General features: G+C 73.2%; 11 protein-coding genes. 2 read left to right on the forward strand and 9 right to left on the reverse strand.

The window, feature by feature from the left end; translation table 11 throughout:
• Nucleotides 1-40: 40 nt before the first annotated feature.
• From ACF1GV_RS26510 to ACF1GV_RS26525, 4 genes are all read right to left on the reverse strand, one after another.
• Complete coding sequence (locus tag ACF1GV_RS26510) at nucleotides 41-1,915, reverse strand: protein kinase (RefSeq protein ID WP_391685347.1); 1,875 nt, start codon at nucleotides 1,913-1,915, stop codon at nucleotides 41-43.
• Nucleotides 1,916-1,972: 57 nt separating this feature from the next.
• Complete coding sequence (locus ACF1GV_RS26515; RefSeq protein WP_391685349.1) at nucleotides 1,973-3,643, reverse strand: serine/threonine-protein kinase; 1,671 nt, start codon at nucleotides 3,641-3,643, stop codon at nucleotides 1,973-1,975.
• A 182-nt stretch (nucleotides 3,644-3,825) separates the two neighbouring features.
• Nucleotides 3,826-6,264 carry a protein kinase gene (locus ACF1GV_RS26520; protein WP_391685351.1) on the reverse strand — a complete coding sequence of 813 codons (2,439 nt, stop codon included), beginning with the start codon at nucleotides 6,262-6,264 and terminating at the stop codon, nucleotides 3,826-3,828.
• 165 nt (nucleotides 6,265-6,429) lie between these two features.
• Nucleotides 6,430-8,415: a protein kinase gene (locus tag ACF1GV_RS26525; protein ID WP_391685353.1), complete on the reverse strand. Its 1,986-nt coding sequence runs from the start codon at nucleotides 8,413-8,415 to the stop codon at nucleotides 6,430-6,432.
• Nucleotides 8,416-8,898: 483 nt separating this feature from the next.
• Here ACF1GV_RS26525 and ACF1GV_RS26530 point away from each other — a divergent pair, with 483 nt between their 5' ends.
• A complete protein-coding gene (locus tag ACF1GV_RS26530; RefSeq protein ID WP_391685355.1) occupies nucleotides 8,899-10,173 on the forward strand; it encodes a serine hydrolase domain-containing protein in 1,275 nt (424 codons plus the stop codon).
• Between the two features lie 84 nt (nucleotides 10,174-10,257).
• Here the strand turns inward: ACF1GV_RS26530 and ACF1GV_RS26535 are convergent, their stop codons facing one another.
• A complete protein-coding gene (locus ACF1GV_RS26535) occupies nucleotides 10,258-11,964 on the reverse strand; it encodes an FAD-dependent oxidoreductase (protein WP_391685357.1) in 1,707 nt (568 codons plus the stop codon).
• 271 nt (nucleotides 11,965-12,235) lie between these two features.
• On the opposite strand from ACF1GV_RS26535, the gene ACF1GV_RS26540 reads away from it, so the two are divergent.
• On the forward strand, nucleotides 12,236-13,444 hold the full coding sequence (locus ACF1GV_RS26540) for a nucleotide sugar dehydrogenase (RefSeq protein ID WP_391685359.1): 1,209 nt from the start codon (nucleotides 12,236-12,238) through the stop codon (nucleotides 13,442-13,444).
• Nucleotides 13,445-13,880: 436 nt separating this feature from the next.
• Here ACF1GV_RS26540 and ACF1GV_RS26545 read toward each other — a convergent pair whose 3' ends face one another.
• From ACF1GV_RS26545 to ACF1GV_RS26560, 4 genes are all read right to left on the reverse strand, one after another.
• Nucleotides 13,881-15,005 carry a GuaB3 family IMP dehydrogenase-related protein gene (locus ACF1GV_RS26545; protein ID WP_363265782.1) on the reverse strand — a complete coding sequence of 375 codons (1,125 nt, stop codon included), beginning with the start codon at nucleotides 15,003-15,005 and terminating at the stop codon, nucleotides 13,881-13,883.
• 117 nt (nucleotides 15,006-15,122) lie between these two features.
• Nucleotides 15,123-16,625 carry an IMP dehydrogenase gene (gene guaB, locus ACF1GV_RS26550; RefSeq protein ID WP_391685362.1) on the reverse strand — a complete coding sequence of 501 codons (1,503 nt, stop codon included), beginning with the start codon at nucleotides 16,623-16,625 and terminating at the stop codon, nucleotides 15,123-15,125.
• A 164-nt stretch (nucleotides 16,626-16,789) separates the two neighbouring features.
• Nucleotides 16,790-17,380, reverse strand: a complete 591-nt coding sequence (locus ACF1GV_RS26555) for a sigma-70 family RNA polymerase sigma factor (protein ID WP_103781490.1) — start codon at nucleotides 17,378-17,380, stop codon at nucleotides 16,790-16,792.
• Nucleotides 17,381-18,085: 705 nt separating this feature from the next.
• On the reverse strand, nucleotides 18,086-18,697 hold the full coding sequence (locus ACF1GV_RS26560) for a response regulator transcription factor (RefSeq protein WP_003948568.1): 612 nt from the start codon (nucleotides 18,695-18,697) through the stop codon (nucleotides 18,086-18,088).
• Between the last annotated feature and the right edge of the window lie 62 nt (nucleotides 18,698-18,759).

Genomic DNA, 18,759 nt, shown 5'->3' on the forward strand with positions numbered 1-18,759 from the left:
AAGTGGTCACACACCCGTGACCGTTCGGGACCGGGCGCCCTCAGGAACGCGTGAACGTGTCCACGGCCACGTCGAAGTACTCCCGCGCCTCGCGGACCTTCCCGACCGGCGCCGACACCCACACGTCGTACATCCGGCCGCCCTCCTCCCAGCACAGGTCGTAGGTGTGCCGGGCGCCCTCCGCTGCGGTGAAGCCGTTCCAGGTGAACTCCCACAGTGCGGCGGGCCGTCCGTGGTGCGTGGTCTCGGTGACGGTGCCCGCGTGGTAACCGGGGTTGGTGTCGGCTCCCTTGGCGTCCGCGCGGCGCATCACGGCGAGGGGGCCGCCCGGTTCGGGATCGGAGACCTTGACGCCGAGGCGGAAGGAGTCGTCCGGCGAGAGGTAGAACACCCGCTCGCCCTGCGGCCTGCGGACGAACCCGTCGGGCACGGCGAGCCGGAAACCGGCGGGGTCGTCGGCGATCCGGTACCCGGACGGCGCGGCGGGACGGACCCCGTCGCCGCCGGCCTGGGACCCGGTGGCCGCAGGGCCGGTGCCGCCGGCCGCGGATCCGGAGCCCGTCGGAGCCGGCGCCGGGGAGCGGGTGACCGTGACGGTGGCGGCGGGCGCCGTCGCCGGGGAACTCGCCCGGCCCGGCACCGCCGGTGATCCGCCCTCGTCGCCGCTCTGCATCAGCAGCGCCGCCGCCGACACGCCCGCACCGGCCATCGCCGCGACGAGGAACGCAGCCACCAGCACGCCGCGCGGGGAGCGTTCGGCCGACCGCCCCTGATCGGCGGCCGTGCCGGAACGCGGCAGGTCGGCGTGCGTGGGCGTGTAGCCGGCCCCGGCCGGCGCGATGGCGTCCCGGGCCGGGTCGGGCGTACGGCCGGACACGGCGCCCGGGTCCGGACCCCAGCCGGGCGGCGGGGGCGTCCCGGCCCCCACGCCCGCGCCGTGCGGGAACCCGGACCCGAAGCCCGCGTCCGAGCCCCGGAGGGACCCCGGACCGGAGCCCGCACCCGGAACTCCCCCCGTTCCGAAGCGCGTGCCCGTGGCCGTGCCGGCGTCCGGGCCCGCGCCCGCCCCCGTGTCCGGCAGGACCCCGGTGTCCCAGAAGGCGCGCAGCAGCCGCTCGGCCTGGGTCGCGTCCAGCCGCCGCTCCGGGTCGCGCTCCAGCAGCCCGCGTACGACGGGCAGCAGCGGCGCGGCCTGCTCCGGCGTACGGATGTCGTCGACCACGACGGCGTGCAGGATGCCGCCCAGCGAGTCGCGCCGGAACGGCGATTCGCCGCTGAGGATCGTGCACAGCAGGGCGCCGAGCGACCACAGGTCGGAGGCGGGTCCGGTGGCGGCGTTGGACATCCGCTCGGGCGCGGTGTACTCGGGCGACCCGACGAAGGATCCGGTCTCCGTCAGCGTGGTGGCGCCCGCGACCTGCGCGATCCCGAAGTCGGTGAGCACGACGCGGTCGGTGCCGGACTCGATCAGGACGTTCGCCGGCTTCAGGTCCCGGTGCAGCACCCCGGCGGCGTGCGCCGCGCTCAGCGCGCCGAGCAGGGCCACGCCGATCCGCGCGGCCTCGGCGGCGTCGACGGGCCCGCTGCGGGCGATCCGATCGGCGAGCGTTCCGCCGTCGACCAACTCCATGACGAGATACGGCCGCCGGCCGTCGTCGACCACGTCGTGGACGACGACGATGTTCGGGTGCCGCAGTTGCGCGACCGCGCGGGCCTCGCGCAGCGTCCGGTCCCGCTGGGCCCGCGCCTGCTCGGCCGAGAGGGTCTCGTCGAGCGCGATCTCCTTCACCGCCACCCGCCGGCCCAGCAGTTGGTCGGTGGCCTGCCACACGATGCCCATGCCGCCCCGGCCCAGGCGTGCGTCGAGCCGGTAACGGCCCGCGATCACACGGGCATCCTCCCCCTCGGTCCCCATGCGCCCCATCATGCCCCACCGGACGTCCCCGCTCGGGGCGCCGATCGGCCAAGAGGGCTACGCGGAGACCTTCTCCTGCCAGCTGCGCAGGATCGCCTTGAACTGCTGCTGCGTGGTGGCCCAGTCTTCCGTCGGTCCCGACAGGAGCAGCGCGTACTCGGTGCCGTCGTCACCGATGTAGACCTCGTCGACGGCTCTGCGCGGGCCGGGGAACTCCGTGTCCTTGGCCAGCGCGGTGAAGGTGTACTCCCACAGCGAGGCCCGGTGGTCCCGGTAGGTGACGACCTCCAGCTTGCGCTGCCGGTAGTCGACGAGCCGGTGCAACTGCTTGTCCAGGGACAACTGGTGCTGGTACGGGTCGTTGAAGTCCGGGTCGGTGTCGATGGCGACGCGCAGGAAGTGGTTGCCGTCGTCGGGTGTGTAGTCGATCTGGGTCAGGCCGTCCCTGTCGCTGAACAGCTGCCGCTTCCAGCCCTTGGGCAGGGCGAGGCCGAAGCCTCTGGGGTCGGTGATCTGCTGCCAGTCGTCGGGGACCGAGCCCTGGTCACCGCCGGTGTCCTTGGTGCTCGGCGGCGACGAGGTGACGGCCGGGCCTGCGTTGCCGCCGTGGCCGTGGCCGTGGCCCCACTGCTGGAGCACCACCGCGGTACCGGCGCCGACGATCGCGGCGAGGGCGACGACCAGCGCGACGGCCCGCCCGCGGCGGCGCCGGGGTGCGGCGGGCGGCACCTGCGTGGGTCCCACGGCCGTCGGACCGGTCACCGGAGCCTGCGGCGTCACCGGGGTGTGGTAGCCGGACGCCGTGGGGTGGCCGGAACCCTGGCCGGGACCCGTGTGGTAGCCGGAGCCCGTGTCGTACGGAGTCCGCTGGCCGCCGGGCTGGGTCGGCACATACATCTGTGCCGCGCGGGGCCGGCGGCCCTCCGCCGCCTCCGCGAGCATCTGCTCGGCCTCGGCGATGCCCGGCCGGGTGGCCGGATCCTTGCGCAGCAGTGCGGAGATGACGGGCGCGAGGGGACCGGCGTACCCGGGCTCCTCGGCCTCCTCCTCGACGACGGCCTGCATGGTGGACAGCGGCGAGGTGCGCCGGAACGGCGAGCGGCCCTCCACCGCCGTGTACAGCGTCGCGCCCAGCGCCCACAGGTCGGAGGCCGGGCCCGGGTCGTGGCCGCGGACCCGCTCGGGGGCAAGGTAGTCGACCGATCCGACGACCTCGCCGGTGCGCGTGATGGTCGTGTCGCCCTCGATCTGGGCGATGCCGAAGTCGGTCAGCAGGACACGGCCGTCGTGGGAGAGCAGCACGTTGCCTGGCTTGACGTCACGGTGCAGGACGCCCGCGGTGTGCGCGGCGCGCAGGGCCCGCAGCACCCACATGCCGATACGGGCCGCTTCGGCGGGCTCGAGGCGGCCCTGCTCCTTGACGGCGTCGGCGAGCGAGTGTCCCTCGACCAGCTCCATCACGATCCACGGGCGGCCGTCGTGTTCCAGCACATCGTGCACGGTGACGACGGCCGAGTGGTTGATGCGCGCGGCCGCGCGTGCCTCGGCGCGGGTGCGCGCGAGCAGGACCTGCTGGTCACTGTCGGAGACGTAGAGCGCCGCGGTCAGCTCCTTGATCGCGACGGCGCGGTGCAGCAGCTCGTCGTGCGCGCGCCACACACGGCCCATACCGCCGCTGCCGATGGAATCGGCGAGCCGGTAGCGGCCCGCGAGGAGCAGGCCCTGCATCTGATTCACGTTGCCCCGCAATGCTCTTGACAGGGTCAGGGTAAAGACCGGTCGGCGTCCGGGGAACCAGCGGGGTGCCACGGTGACCGCACTGTGACGGTTGTCGCTTTGTGTAACCGCGGGCAACCCGGTGGACCCTGATGCGTACGCCCCCTTTTGTACGGCCCGTCTGTGCGGGTTGGTCAGCCCGTGTACTGGTAACTGCCGGACGCCTGCTCGTACAACCGCGTCACCTCGTCCCGTTCGGCTTCCGGGCCGCGCACCTGCACCACGTGGTAGCGCCCGTCGACCAGCAGTGCCAGGTTGCGCACGTACAGTTCACGGCCGTCGGCGCCGGTCCAGGTGAACTGGCCCTCCGCCATGGTGCGTCCGCCGACCTGGATCGTCTTCAGCCCGGTGGCGGTCGCCCACGAGGAGTCCCGGTAGGGCTGCAGCTCGGGCTCCCGTTCCCGCTGATACGCCATCGGGTCGCCGCCGTTGCCGGCGGCACTGTCCCGTCCGGGGACGACGATCAGCGCGAAGTCACCGTGTGTGTACGTCACCTGGCCGTGGCCGTTGCCCGGGGTGCGCTGCCAGCCGTCGGCGACGACGACACGGAATCCCGCGGGATCCTTACGCAGCGTGAACCCGTCGGGGATGTCGGGGCCGGTGGTCTGCGCGTGCGTGGAACCGGCCGATGCTGCCGGGCTGTTGCCGTCCTGTGTGCCGGGCGAGGTCTGCTCGGGGCGCGGCGCGCTGCTCGCGTCCGGATCCCGGGAGGCGGACCCGGCCGTACCGGTCCGGTCGGCACCCCTGTCCTCGGCGCCGGTGGACTTCGGCAGGAAGAACATGGCGTACGCGATCGCCGCCGCCAGCAGAAGCAGGATCAGCAGGAGCAGGGTCCGGCCGAGGCTGCGCGGGGAACTCTCCTTCGGCGCGGCCCGCTTGTGCCGGCCGTGCGGGGCGGGCAGCCCGCCGCGCCGCCGCCGCACCAGCTCGCCCCGGCGCCGTACGACGGGCAGCTTGCCGGGGTCCACGGGTGGCGCGGCCACGACATGCACCCCGGCTTCCGGCTCGGGCGCGGACCGCACCAGGGAGCGCAGCCAGCCGCCCAGTTCCTCGAAGTCGATGCGCTCGGTCGGGTCCTGACGCAGCAGTGACTCCACGACCGGCCGCAGCGGACCGCACTCCTCGGCGAAGGCGGGCGGCTCGGCGCACACCATCTGCACCAGCTCGGACGTCGACTCCTCCGGATACGGCGCGTGGCCCTGCACGGCCCGGAAGAGCAGCGCGCCGAGCGCCCACAGGTCGGTCGCGGGACCGATCGGCGCGGCCAGCTGCCAGTTCTCGTGCACCGGCCCGGCCTGCTCCGGCGCCCACCGCTCGGTCACGGCGCCCACCACCGTCATCCGTGCCTGCCGCGCCCGCTCGGCGGCGAGCGCGGTGCGCGGGCCGCGGGGGGCCGGGGCGGCGAGGGAGGGGGCACCCCAGGGCGTGGGCCCGTTACCGGCGGGGTCGCCCCCGGGGGTGTGCGGTGCGGTGGCGCCCCCGGCGTAGGGGTCGGCGATCCGGTCCGGCGCCGCCGGATCGGGCCGCTCCTGCCCCTGGCGGCCGTGGGCGTACGGCGACTGCGGGCCGCCGGGGGCGGGGAGGTCCGCCTCGGCCGGTGGCCGGGTGCCGGGCAGGGCGAGGCGGTCGGTGTGCGGGCTGTGCTGCGCCTCCTGCACTCGGGCCGCCGCCCGCGCTCCCGCCCGGTACGCGGCGATCGCGCCGGCCCGCGCGGCGCGCACGTCCTCGGCACCGCCGGTGTCCGCCGGGCGGGCAAGCGCTGCCGCCCCGGCGCCCGCCGGCCGGCTCCCGGGGCCCGGCAGTCCGCCGGCGGCGCGGGCCTGGATGGCGGCCCGCCGCGCGGTCTCGGCGTCCAGCACCGCACCGGTTCCCTCGGTCGGTCCCGGCGGGGGGACACGGCCCCCACCGGCACCGGCGTCCTCACCGTCCTGCCCGGGACCGGTCTCCTCCCCCGGCTCGGGCGGCACCGGGTCGTACCCGCACAGCGCCTCCTCGGCCGCGCCGACCGCGAGGCCGGTGAGCATGACACGGCCGTCGTCGCAGACAAGGACGGTGCGGGCGGTGATGTTGCGGTGCACCCAGCCGTGCGCGTGCAGCACCCTGAGCGCCATCAGCACGTCGGAGGCGACCTCGGCCGCCCGGTACGGGGTCAGCGGCTGCTGGGCCAGCAGCGCCGCCAGCGGCCGCCCGGCCACCAGCTCACTGACGATCCACAGCGAACCGCCCTCCGCGAACACGTCGAAGACCTGGTCCAGCCGTGGATGGTCGGGTATCCGCGCCGCGGCCTGTACGGCCTCCACCGCCCGCCGCACCACGGGGTCGGTGGGACGCCGCACGTCCGCGCCCGCGCCCCGCCCGGCGCCCCGGCGCGCACGCGGGGTGAACCCGGCGGGCAACCCCTCGGCGTCCAGTACTTCCGCCTCGACGACCTCAGGCAACGGCACCTGCCGGATGAGGACTTCCTGCCCGCTGTAGGTGTCGAACGCCCGCGTCTCGGTGAGTTCGTACGCGTCGGACGGCGGCAGCGGCAGGCGGTAGCGGTCGGCGAGGACCCGTCCCGCGTAGTCGTCCACGTTGCCTCCCCCGGCCGCCCGGTTGGTCAGATCCGTTCGCCACGCGTCCCGTTGCGGGCATCCCCTCCGATGCGTACGGTCCGCAAACACTCACGATACGTGCCGGAGGCAACCCGCAAAGAGGGGTTGCCCGATCTGAATCGACGAACGCCCGGACTCCGGGCGTCACTTCTTCGGCTGGAACGTCTCCGTCAGCGTCTGCCAGGTCTGCCGGCGCAGGTCCCCGTCCCAGTCGGCGGCCTTCGCCGTGTACATCAGCGCGTACCCCGCATGGTCGTTGACCACGAAACCCCGGTCGATCGCCCGGTACGGGGTGCCGCCCTCCGCGTAGGTGAACTCCCAGTCGGCCGCGTTCCAGCCCCGGAAGTCCACCTTCTCAATGCGGATCTTCTTGTACTGGGAACGCACCATGTAGCGCTCCTGGTTCCGCCAGTCCGCGACCGGGTCGTCCTTCGGCGTGGACGTCCAGGCCACCAGCAGCTTCTGCCCGCCCGGGCCGGTGAAGCGGTCCCCCGCCGAGCCCGTGGACTGGAACGCCCACCCGGCGGGCAGCCCGATGGTGTAGCCCTGGCCGCCCTGGTGCGTACCCGTCACCGGCGCACCGCCGGGAAGGGCGGAGCCTGCCGTGCCACCGCTCGGGCTCGGGCCCGCGGCGGGCGTGCTCCCGCCACCCGCGGCCGACGTCGCCGAGGACGCCCGGGGCGAGGCGGAACCGTCCGCTCCGGTCGCGCCCCCCTTGTCCTCCTTGGTGTCCGCGCCGCCGCTCGCCACGGCCCCGGACGGCCGCGCCCCCTGCGCGCCCTTGTCGTCGCCGTCGCCCCCGCCCAGCGCGAAGGCCAGCACGGTGCCGAGCAGGGCGAGCACCGCGACCACCGCGATGATCACCAGCGTGCGCTTGGGCACCACATCGGTGAGCGGAGCCCGGGGCACCGGCCGCGGCGACAGGTCGAGGTCCGGCGGCGGCACCACGTTCCATCCGCCGCTGGTGCGGCTCTTGCCGGCGCCGGCCGCTCCCCCGCCGGCCGCCGTGGACGCGGACGACGTTGTCCTGGTGCTGTCCGCCGGCGCCCCGGACACGCCGCGGTCACCGGAGGCGGCACCGGCCGCCGCACCGGAGGGGCCCGCGACGGCGGCCTTGCGCACGGAACGCAGCGCCCCGCGCAGCCGCTCCGCCGCCTCCTCGCCCCGCTTGCTCCCGGGTCCGGCCGGCTGCGGCGGCAACGGCACGACCTTCGTCGCGTCCGCCGCCGGCTCCGGCCCGGCCTCCGTGGGGTCCGGAGCGTTGATCACGGCCTTGAGCATCACACGGGCGCCCGCGTCGTCCAGCCGCTGCGCCGGGTCCTTGTTGAGCAGCCCGTAGATGACGTCCTTGAGCGGCCCGGCGTTCTTCGGCTCCTCCAGCGGCTCGGTCATCACCGCGGTGAGGGTGGCGATCGCCGACCCCTTGTCGTACGGCGGGGAGCCCTCCACCGCCGCGTAGAGCAGGCCGCCCAGCGACCAGAGGTCGGCCGCCGGCCCCGGCTTGTGCCCGCGGGCCCGCTCCGGGGAGATGTAGGAGGGCGCACCGACGAGCATGCCGGTGGAGGTGATGGACGGGTCACCCTCCACCTGGGCGATACCGAAGTCGGTGAGCACGACCCGGCCGTCCTCGGCGATCAGCACGTTGGACGGCTTCACGTCACGGTGCAGGATGCCCTCGCGGTGGGCCGAGCGCAGCACGTCCAGGACGGCGAGGCCGACCTCCGCCGCGCGCCGGGGCTCCAGCAGGCCGTCCTCGCGGATGACCTCGGCGAGGGACTTGCCCTCGACCAGCTCCATCACGATCCAGGGCCGGTCGTCCTCCTGGACCACGTCGAAGACGGTCACCGCGCTGGTGTTGCGGATCCGCGCGATCGCCTTGGCCTCGCGCAGCGTCCGCGTGATGAGCCGGCGCTTCTCCTCCTCGTCGATGTTCGACGGGAAGCGCAGCTCCTTGACCGCGACCGTTCGCCCGAGGGTCTCGTCCGTGGCCCGCCACACGGTGCCCATGCCACCGCGGCCGAGCACGCCTTCCAGCCGGTACCGCCCGGCGAGGAGACGCTCGCTCCTGTCCTGACGAGAGTCCTGACGAGTGTCCTGACGAGATGTCCCCGCCCGCTCCGCCTCCGACATGCGTCCCCTCAAACCAACCCGCCCTGACAGAGCCTCCATTGTCCCTCACCCGACAAGTGCCCGGCGCACCCAGGGTGCCCCACGCACGCGGACCGCCCGTCGGCCCCGCCACCAGGCGGCCGAGCCGCCGTCACCCGGCCGAATCCCCCACACCGCCGCCCTGCATGATGGTCGCCGACACGGGCGAACCGAAGGGAGGCGGCAGTGGCTCCACGCCAAACCCTGCCGACCCCTTCGGCGCCTGTGCGCCAACGGATCGTGGCAGCCGTTCGGGAGGCTCTCGGCCGCCGGAACCTGCCGAGCGCCGCGTCGCCGGTCCGGGCGGCTCTCGCCGGTCGGAACCTGCCGAGCGTCGCGTCGCCGGACGCTTCGGCGGTTGCTGCACGCCGGACCCCACGAAGCGCTTCGGCGGTTGCTCCCCGTCCGAGCCGGCCGGGCACTTCGCCGGCTGCTCCCCGCCCGAGCCTGCCGACTGCTTCCGCAGTGGCCCCGCACCGGATCCTGCCGGCCGCTCCCCCGGTTGGCCCGCACCAGCGCCTGCCCGCCGCTCCCCCGAGTGCCCCGCACCGGACCCTGCCAGTCGCTCCCGCTGTTGCCCCGCGCCGTCCCCTGTCCGTCACCTCCTCCGTCGTCCCGCTTCGGAACCTCCTGACCGTTGCCCTGGCAGTCGGCGTCCTCCTGGGTCTGACCCGGGCGGACGACGGGACCTCCGCGACGCCAGGAGGGACGAGCGTCCCCACGGGCACCACAGACACCGCGGCCCCCACGGCCACCGCCCCGGTCACCGGGACGCGGACCGCGCCGGCCACCGACGCTCTTCTCCCCCTTCTGCTCACCCGCGGCCACGCCCCCGCCGCCGCTCTGCTGGCCGGTGGGCCGGCCGGCAGCCGTTACGCCCAGGCCGGGACCGGCATCTCGCGCGCCGACCACTTCCGGGCCGGCAGTCTCACGAAGACCTTCGTCGCGACCGTCGTCCTGCAACTGGCCGCCGAGCACCGGCTGTCCCTGTCGGACACCGTGGAGCAGCACCTGCCCGGGCTGGTGCGCCGAGCGGGCAACGACGGGCGCGCGCTGACCCTGCGTTCCCTGCTCACTCACACCAGCGGGCTGTACGACTTCACCCGGCTCACCGGGGGCACCGTCCCCGTCACTCCGCTGCAGGCCGTGCGCCTGGCGCTCACCCACCCTCCGGCCGACCGAGGCCGCTTCTCCTACTCCAACACCAACTACGTCCTGCTCGGCATGGTGATCCAGCAGGTCACCGGCCACTCCTACGCCACCGAGGCCGAGCGGCGCGTCCTCGCTCCGCTGGGTCTGTCCGGCACCTCCTTTCCTGGCTCCCGCTCCACGCTGCCCTCTCCGCACGGCCGCGGGTACGCCGCCGACGGCTCCGACGTCACCGCACTCGACCCGCGGGTGGCCGGGGCCGCGGGTGAGCTGGTGACCACGCTCGCCGATCTGAACCGCTTCTACGCGGCCCTGCTCGACGGTGAACTGCTGCCCCCGCGCCGGCTGCGCGAGATGCTCGACACCCGGGCCGCACATGGGGTGTACGGCATGGGTCTGTATCCGGTGAAGCTGCCGTGCGGCACCACGGTGTGGGGGCACAACGGGCGGATATCCGGCAGCTACGTGCGCACCGCGGCCACCGTCGACGGCCGTCGCGTCCTCACCCTCCGGGTGAACACGACCGCGATCGCAGATCCCGGCCTCGAACCGGCCCTGCTCGCCGCCGAGTTCTGCCCTCGCACCCGGTAGAACGGACGGGCGCCGAACGGAGATCCCGCCCGGCGCCCCACTTTCGGGTGAACCCCGCACCTCCGGCAGGCTGCGGGGCGGCGCCTACAACGGCACGATGTCCGGCGCCCCCAGTCGTGCCGCGTCCGCCGTCTGGTCGTCCGGCTGGAGCTGCGACTCGCGTTCGGCCTCCACCCGCTTCTCGTAGTGCTCGACCTCGCGCTCGATCTGGCCCTCGTCCCAGCCGAGCACCGGCGCCATCAGCTCGGCGGCCTCGCGGGCGCTGCGGGCGCCGCGGTCGAAGGTCTCGATGGAGATGCGGGTGCGCCGGGTGAGCACGTCGTCCAGGTGGCGCGCCCCCTCGTGAGAGGCGGCGTAGACGATCTCCGCGCGCAGGTAGTCGTCGGCGAACTGCAGCGGTGCGCCGAGTCCGGGATCCTTGACGATGAGGTCGAGGAGTTCCTCGGCCATCGAGCCGTAACGGTTCAGCAGGTGCTCGACCCGGACGACGTGCACCCCGGTCTGGGCCGCGATGCGCGCCCGCGCGTTCCACAGTGCGCGGTAGCCCTCCGCGCCCAGCAGCGGGATCTCCTCGGTGACGCAGTCGGCCACGCGCATGTCGAGGCCGTGCACCGCCTCGTCCACCGCGTCCTTGGCCATCACCCGGTAGGTCGTGTACTTGCCGCCCGCGACGACGACCAGTCCCGGCGCGGGGTGCGCCACGGTGTGCTCGCGCGACAGCTTGCTGGTGGCGTCGGACTCCCCGGCCAGCAGCGGCCGCAGCCCCGCGTAGACGCCCTCGACATCGTCCCGGGTGAGCGGCACGGCCAGCACGGAGTTGACGTGGTCCAGCAGGTAGTCGATGTCGGCGCTGGACGCGGCCGGGTGGGCCTTGTCCAGGTTCCACTCGGTGTCGGTGGTGCCGACGATCCAGTGCCGGCCCCAGGGGATGACGAACAGCACGGACTTCTCGGTGCGCAGGATCAGCCCCGTGGAGGAGCTGATGCGGTCGCGCGGCACGACCAGGTGGATGCCCTTGGAGGCGCGGACGTGGAACTGGCCGCGCTCCCCCACCATGGCCTGCGTGTCGTCGGTCCACACACCGGTGGCGTTGACGATCTGCTTGGCGCGGACCTCGTACTCGCCGCCGCCCTCGACGTCCCTGACCCGGGCCCCGACGACCCGCTCGCCCTCGCGCAGGAATCCGGTCACGCGCGCCCGGTTGGCCACCTTCGCGCCGTAGGACGCCGCGGTGCGCACGAGGGTGGCGACGAACCGGGCGTCGTCCATCTGCGCGTCGTAGTACTGCAACGCGCCGACCAGCGCGTCCTTCTTCAAGCAGGGCGCCACTCGCAGGGCGTGACGGCGGGTCAGGTGACGGTGCAGGGGCAGACCCCTGCCGTGCCCGCGGGCCATGGACATCCCGTCGTAGAGCGCGACGCCCGAGCCGGCGTACCACCGCTCCCAGCCCTTGTGCTGGAGCGGGTAGAGGAACGGCACGGGCTTCACCAGGTGCGGGGCGAGCCGCTCGAGCAGCAGGCCGCGCTCCTTCAGTGCCTCCCGTACGAGTGCGAAGTCGAGCATCTCCAGATAACGCAGCCCGCCGTGGATCAGTTTGCTGGACCTGCTGGACGTACCCGAAGCCCAGTCGCGCGCCTCCACGAGACCCGTGGACAGTCCGCGGGTCACGGCATCGAGGGCCGTGCCCGCGCCGACGACTCCGGCGCCGATCACCAGCACGTCCAGTTCTCGCTCGGCCATCGCCGCGAGGGACTCGGCACGCTGCGCCGGCCCCAGTGTCGCTGTCCTCACCGCTGCCTCCCGCATCTCATCCGCGTCGGCCGCACCCGTCGGGCGTAGCCCGGTCCCACTCCCTTGCCCAGATTCTGACGGTCTTGCCCGGGTTCAGCCACCACGGGCCGCACAGCCTGTGGACAACGCCCGGCCACACCCACGGAAACACACACGAACAATCCCTCATATCGGTCATATTTACCCGTAGTCTGACATTGCGCTCGCTCATTCTGTCCACCGGGCTTGCGCACCTGTCCCGCTTCGGTTACTGGGAAGGACGGCCCACGCCATGCCCGCAGATCTCGCCGTCATCGGACTCGGCCCGCTCGGCCTGCCCCTGGCGCAGGCCGCCGTCGCCGCCGGTATCTCCACCGTCGGCTACCGCACCGGCCCGGAAGCCTCCTCCCTGACCCCTGCCGAACTGCGCCGGATGCTCTCGGGGGGCTTCCGGCAGCCCACCGGCCCCGCCGAACTCGGCCGCGTGCGCACCGCCGTCATCTGCGCCCCCGCCCCGCGCGGCGCCGACGGCGAACTCGACCTCGGGCAGGTCGAGGCGGCCGCGCGCACCCTGGCCGAGCGGCTGCGCCCGCACACCACCGTGATCCTCGAGTCCCCCGTCGCGCCCGGCACAACCGAGAACTTCCTGCGCCCGTTGCTGGAACGGGGCTCGGGCCTGCGCGCGGGCCGCGACTTCCACCTCGCCTATTCACCCAGTCGGGTGGATCCCGGCAGCCGCGACCACACGCCGGCCATCACGCCGAAGGTCATCGGCGGCCTCACCCCCGCCTGTACCGAGTCGGCCGCGGCCTTCTACAGCCGTCTCACCGACAAGGTGGTACGTGCGCGTGGTCTGCGGGAGGCCGAGACCGTGCAGGTCCTGGAGACCAACTACCGGCACGTCAACATGGCCCTCGTCAACGAGATGGCCGTCCTGTGCCACGAGTTGGGCGTCGACCTGTGGGACGTCATCCGCTGCGCGGAGACCAAGCCGTTCGGCTTCCAGGCATTCCGCCCCGGCCCCGGTGTCGGCGGCCACTCCGTCCCGCAGGACCTGGGCGGGAAGGCCGGCCGCGGCCTGCGCATGGTGGAGCTGGCCCAGCAGGTCAACAGCCGTATGCCCCGGTACGTGGTCAAGCGGGCCGCGGCCCTGCTCAACGAGCACGGCAAGTCCGCCCGCGGCGCCCGCGTCCTGCTTCTCGGCGTCACCTACAAGGCCGACCTCGCCGACCAGCAGGGCACGCCCGCTGAGGAGATCGCGACGGCGCTGATGAAGCTGGGCGCGGCCGTCAGCTACCACGACCCGCTCGTCCCGTCCTGGAGCGTCCTGGACCGCCCGGTCCCCCGCGCGGACTCCCTGTACGAGGCGGCCGCCGACGCCGACCTGACGATCCTGCTCCAGCAGCACCGCACGTACGACCTCCAGGGCCTTTCGGTGAAGGCCCAGCTCCTGCTCGACACTCGGGGAGCCACGCCTACGGGGGCGGCGCATCGGTTGTAAGGGGGGCGCGTGGGGGTGCGAGGCGGCCGGGCTGGTGGCGTGGGGGAACGTACGCCGCTAAAAAGTCGCAAGATCCACCTCCTCCGGAACTTCACCAGCCGAAGCCGCATCCCATCCCAGCGAGTGGGCTTGCGATGGCGTCCCATGGGCCCACGACACCGCCGAGCCGCCCGGTGGACGGTCCGTTTCGGAGCGCGGGCCGGGCCCCGCGGGCGCGGGTCCGGAACCATGTCCTTGGAAGGGGGCGGCCCAGAGAGCTCGGGTCGCCGATCACGGACATCACCGCCCTCTTACGCCCGCTCGGCCCGCATTCGCCCCGAACGCAACCACGCGCCCCCTCCCGCGCCATGCGGCCCTTGACCAGGCAGAACACAGCACGCAAAAGGGCCGGTCACTCCCACCCGGGAGTGACCGGCCCTTGCCGTCGTCCTACGGACTACCGCCGGTGCTGCGAGTCCGCCACCGTCACCTCGACGCGCTGGAACTCCTTCAGCTCGCTGTAGCCGGTGGTCGCCATCGCGCGGCGCAGGGCGCCGAAGAAGTTCATCGAACCGTCCGGCGTGTGCGAGGGGCCCGTGAGGATCTCCTCGATCGTGCCGACCGTGCCCAGGTCGACCTTCTGGCCGCGCGGCAGCTCCTCGTTGACGGCCTCCATGCCCCAGTGGTGGCCCTTGCCCGGCGCGTCCGTCGCGCGGGCCAGCGGGGAGCCCATCATCACCGCGTCGGCACCGCAGGCGACGGCCTTCGCCAGGTCGCCGGACCAGCCGACGCCGCCGTCCGCGATCACGTGCACATACCGGCCGCCGGACTCGTCCATGTAGTCGCGGCGGGCGGCGGCCACGTCGGCGACCGCGGTGGCCATCGGGACCTGGATGCCCAGCACGTTGCGCGTGGTGTGCGCCGCGCCGCCGCCGAAACCGACCAGGACGCCCGCCGCGCCGGTGCGCATCAGGTGCAGTGCGGCGGTGTACGTGGCGCAGCCGCCGACGATCACCGGCACGTCCAGCTCGTAGATGAACTGCTTGAGGTTCAGCGGCTCGTGCGCGGACGACACGTGCTCCGCCGAGACCGTCGTGCCGCGGATGACGAAGATGTCCACGCCCGCGTCGACGACGGCCTTGGAGAACTGGGCGGTGCGCTGCGGCGAGAGGGCCGCCGCGGTGACCACGCCCGAGTCGCGCACCTCCTTGATGCGCTGCCCGATCAGCTCCTCCTTGATCGGCGCGGCGTAGACCTCCTGCAGACGGCGGGTCGCGGCCTCGGCCGGCAGCTCGGCGATCTCGTCGAGGAGCGGCTGCGGGTCCTCGTACCGCGTCCACAGGCCCTCGAGGTTGAGCACGCCGAGGCCGCCCAGCTCGCCGATGCGGATCGCGGTCGCCGGGGAGACGACGGAGTCCATGGGGGCGGCCAGGAAGGGCAGCTCGAAGCGGTAGGCGTCGATCTGCCAGGCGATCGAGACCTCCTTCGGGTCCCGCGTACGGCGGCTGGGGACGACGGCGATGTCGTCGAAGGCGTACGCCCGGCGGCCGCGCTTGCCGCGCCCGATCTCGATCTCAGTCACGTTGGTGGCCTTTCCCTGATGCGTTGCAGCGCCTTCCAGTATCCCCGACGGGTACGACAACGGCGGCCCCGGATGTCCCGGGGCCGCCGTCGCATGACCTTCACGCGCGCGTGGGCGTCACTTGCTGCTGTAGTTCGGCGCCTCGACCGTCATCTGGATGTCGTGCGGGTGGCTCTCCTTCAGACCCGCGGACGTGATCCGGACGAAGCGGCCCTTGGACTCCATCTCCTCGATGGTGGCCGCGCCCACGTAGCCCATGGTCTGGCGCAGACCGCCGACGAGCTGGTGCAGCACGTTGGCCAGCGGGCCGCGGTAGGGCACCTGGCCCTCGACACCCTCGGGCACGAGCTTGTCGTCGGAGGAGACCTCGGCCTGGAAGTAGCGGTCCTTGGAGTACGACCTCGCCTGGCCGCGGGACTGCATGGCACCGAGCGAGCCCATGCCGCGGTACGACTTGAACTGCTTGCCGTTGATGAAGAGCAGCTCGCCGGGCGACTCCTCACAGCCGGCGAGGAGGCTGCCGAGCATGACGGTGTCGGCGCCGGCGGCGAGCGCCTTGCCGATGTCACCGGAGTACTGCAGGCCGCCGTCACCGATCAGCGGGACGCCGGCGGGGCGAGCCGCGAGGGAGGCCTCATAGATGGCGGTGACCTGGGGGACGCCGATGCCCGCGACCACGCGCGTGGTGCAGATGGAACCCGGGCCCACGCCGACCTTGATGCCGTCGACACCGGCGTCGATCAGCGCCTGCGCGCCGTCGCGGGTGGCGACGTTGCCGCCGATCACATCGACGCTCACGCTGGACTTGATCTTCGCCATCCAGCTCAGCGCGTTGCTGTTGTGGCCGTGGGAGGTGTCGACGACCAGGAAGTCCACACCGGCCGCGGCGAGCGCCTGAGCGCGCTCGAGGGCTTCGGGGCTGGCGCCCACGGCGGCACCGACGAGCAGGCGGCCCTCGGCGTCCTTGGCGGCGTTCGGGTACTTCTCGGCCTTGACGAAGTCCTTGACGGTGATCAGGCCCTTGAGGACGCCCTCGTCGTCGACCAGCGGCAGCTTCTCGATCTTGTGCTTGCGCAGCAGCTCCATGGCCTCGACGCCGGAGATGCCCACCTTGCCTGTGACCAGCGGCATCGGGGTCATGACCTCGCGGACCTGACGGCTGCGGTCGCTCTCGAAGGCCATGTCGCGGTTGGTGACGATGCCGAGCAGCTTGCGGTTGCCGTCCGTGACGGGGACACCGCTGATGCGGAACTTGGCGCACAGCGCGTCGGCCTCGGCGAGCGTGGCGTCCGGGTGGATGGTGATGGGGTTGGCCACCATGCCGGACTCGGAGCGCTTCACCAGGTCGACCTGGTTGACCTGGTCCTCGATGGAGAGGTTGCGGTGCAGGACGCCGACACCGCCGAGACGCGCCATCGCGATCGCCATGCGGGACTCGGTCACCTTGTCCATCGCCGCCGAGAGCAGCGGGATGTTGACCCGGACGTTGCGGGAGATGCGGGACGAGGTGTCGACCGCGTTGGGGAGCACCTCGGATGCACCCGGCAGCAGCAGCACGTCGTCGTAGGTCAGCCCGAGTGTCGCGAATTTACCGGGCACTCCGTCGACGTTTGCAGTCATGACACCTTCCCCAAATGGCCTTGATCGGTGCGGATGTCCATGCTAACGGGAGATGGACCCGTCTCATTCCACGGTTGTGGACGGCTTCCGTCTTCGTATGTTCGTACGGAACCGGGTGTTCGCCTGTTCACATGAGGCGCCGATCCGACCCGGGCCGGGCCCAGTTACTGCTCGGCGAGCGCCCGCAGCCGGCTCAGCGCACGGTGCTGCGCCACCCGGACCGCGCCGGGTGACATTCCCAACATCTGGCCGGTCTCCTCGGCGGTGAGGCCCACCGCGATACGCAGCAGCAGCAGCTCGCGCTGGTTCTCCGGGAGGTTGGCCAGCAGTTTCTTCGCCCACTCGGCATCGCTGCTGAGCAGGGCGCGCTCCTCGGGGCCCAGGGAGTCGTCGGGCCGCTCGGGCATCTCGTCGGACGGCACGGCCGTCGAGCCGGGGTGGCGCATCGCCGCCCGCTGGAGGTCGGCGACCTTGTGGGCGGCGATCGCGAAGACGAACGCCTCGAAGGGCCGGCCGGTGTCTTTGTAGCGCGGCAGCGCGAGGAGCACGGCGACGCAGACCTCCTGGGCGAGGTCCTCGACGAAGTGCCGGGCGTCGCCGGGCAGCCGTGACAGCCGCGTACGGCAGTAGCGCAGCGCCAAGGGGTGCACGTGGGCGAGCAGGTCGTGCGTGGCCTGTTCGTCGCCGTCCACTGCGCGGTGCACGAGTGGGCCGATCGCCCCCTGGGCAGGAGTGGCCGCCTCGTCGTCACGCATCGGTCCATGGTGCCCTGCGGCTCTGACGTCCGTGGCACCGCGCTCGGCGTTGTGCACCGAAGCGTTATGAGCAGGTGCGCCGGAACTCATCCCCTGCGCCCTCCCCTTCCGCTCGACCGACTCGTCCCCGAGGAACTCCACACCTCAAGGATGCGGCATCGGCGCCGAAACGAGCAGCGGGCGTCCGCGAGGACTCTCCCGGACGGCGGCGATCCCTGGTACGCGCGCGTGCCCCCATGTCCGCGCACACCGGCCCCACGCTGGGCCGACGGCCCGCCGGCGGAGTGCGGAAACAGACGTGCCGCCCGGCGCCTGGCGGCTTCACGGAACAGGGACGCACCGCGCGGGTGGGCGGTCGGGGTACGACAGTCAAGGGGCCGGCGAGGGCTCGGGACCACCGGCTCCGGCGGGAGGGAAGCGCCGTTGCGCTGCAGCCGGCGACAGCAGTCGCCGTACACGGAGCGTGACCGGCGCGCACAACCGCGCCCTCGCGTCCGGGGCCGCGCCCCGAGAGTGACGCGGTCACGGGAGCCACGACACGCTCCGGCGCATTGCCCCGGCAAAGGCATGCCCCCGTGCTTGGGGATCACCCGGCGGACGTCACCCTGTCGGGCCTCCGGCCTGCCTCGCCGGAGGCGCCACGCCCCGCTCGCGCACGTTGACACGGCGCGTCACCCTTCGCCGCTCCGGTCCGCCGGGCAGGCCCTAGCGGACCAGGCCCCAGCGGAAGCCGAGCGCCACCGCGTGGGCGCGGTCGGAGGCGCCGAGCTTCTTGAACAGGCGTCGGGCGTGGGTCTTGACGGTGTCCTCGGAGAGGAACAGCTCGCGGCCGATCTCGGCGTTGGAGCGGCCGTGGCTCATACCCTCCAGCACCTGGATCTCGCGTGCGGTGAGGGTGGGCGCGGCGCCCATCTCCGCCGAGCGCAGGCGGCGCGGGGCCAGGCGCCAGGTCGGGTCGGCCAGCGCCTGCGTCACCGTGGCGCGCAGCTCGGCGCGCGAGGCGTCCTTGTGCAGATAGCCGCGGGCGCCGGCGGCGACCGCGAGGGCCACGCCGTCGAGGTCCTCGGCGACGGTCAGCATGATGATGCGGGCACCGGGGTCGGCGGACAGCAGCCGGCGGACGGTCTCGACGCCGCCCAGGCCGGGCATGCGGACGTCCATCAGAATGAGGTCCGAGCGGTCGGCGCCCCAGCGGCGGAGGACTTCCTCGCCGTTGGCCGCCGTCGTCACACGCTCGACGCCGGGCACGGTCGCGACCGCGCGGCGGAGCGCCTCTCGGGCAAGCGGGGAGTCGTCGCAGACGAGGACGGAAGTCATGGCCGCCCTCCGCAGCTGATGCGCGTCACCTTGTGCCTCCAGGCTGGTACGAAATCGTCACC

The organism is Streptomyces sp. NPDC014006, assembly GCF_043088925.1.
GTDB lineage: Bacteria > Actinomycetota > Actinomycetes > Streptomycetales > Streptomycetaceae > Streptomyces.

Coding starts and splice junctions, on each gene's coding strand:
- ACF1GV_RS26555 (WP_103781490.1), bottom strand. CDS start 17,380: ATGCGTGACGACGAGGCGGCCACTCCTGCCCAGGGGGCGATCGGCCCA.
- ACF1GV_RS26560 (WP_003948568.1), bottom strand. CDS start 18,697: ATGACTTCCGTCCTCGTCTGCGACGACTCCCCGCTTGCCCGAGAGGCG.
- guaB (WP_391685362.1), bottom strand. CDS start 16,625: ATGACTGCAAACGTCGACGGAGTGCCCGGTAAATTCGCGACACTCGGG.
- ACF1GV_RS26540 (WP_391685359.1), top strand. CDS start 12,236: ATGCCCGCAGATCTCGCCGTCATCGGACTCGGCCCGCTCGGCCTGCCC.
- ACF1GV_RS26515 (WP_391685349.1), bottom strand. CDS start 3,643: ATGCAGGGCCTGCTCCTCGCGGGCCGCTACCGGCTCGCCGATTCCATC.
- ACF1GV_RS26510 (WP_391685347.1), bottom strand. CDS start 1,915: ATGGGGACCGAGGGGGAGGATGCCCGTGTGATCGCGGGCCGTTACCGG.
- ACF1GV_RS26525 (WP_391685353.1), bottom strand. CDS start 8,415: ATGTCGGAGGCGGAGCGGGCGGGGACATCTCGTCAGGACACTCGTCAG.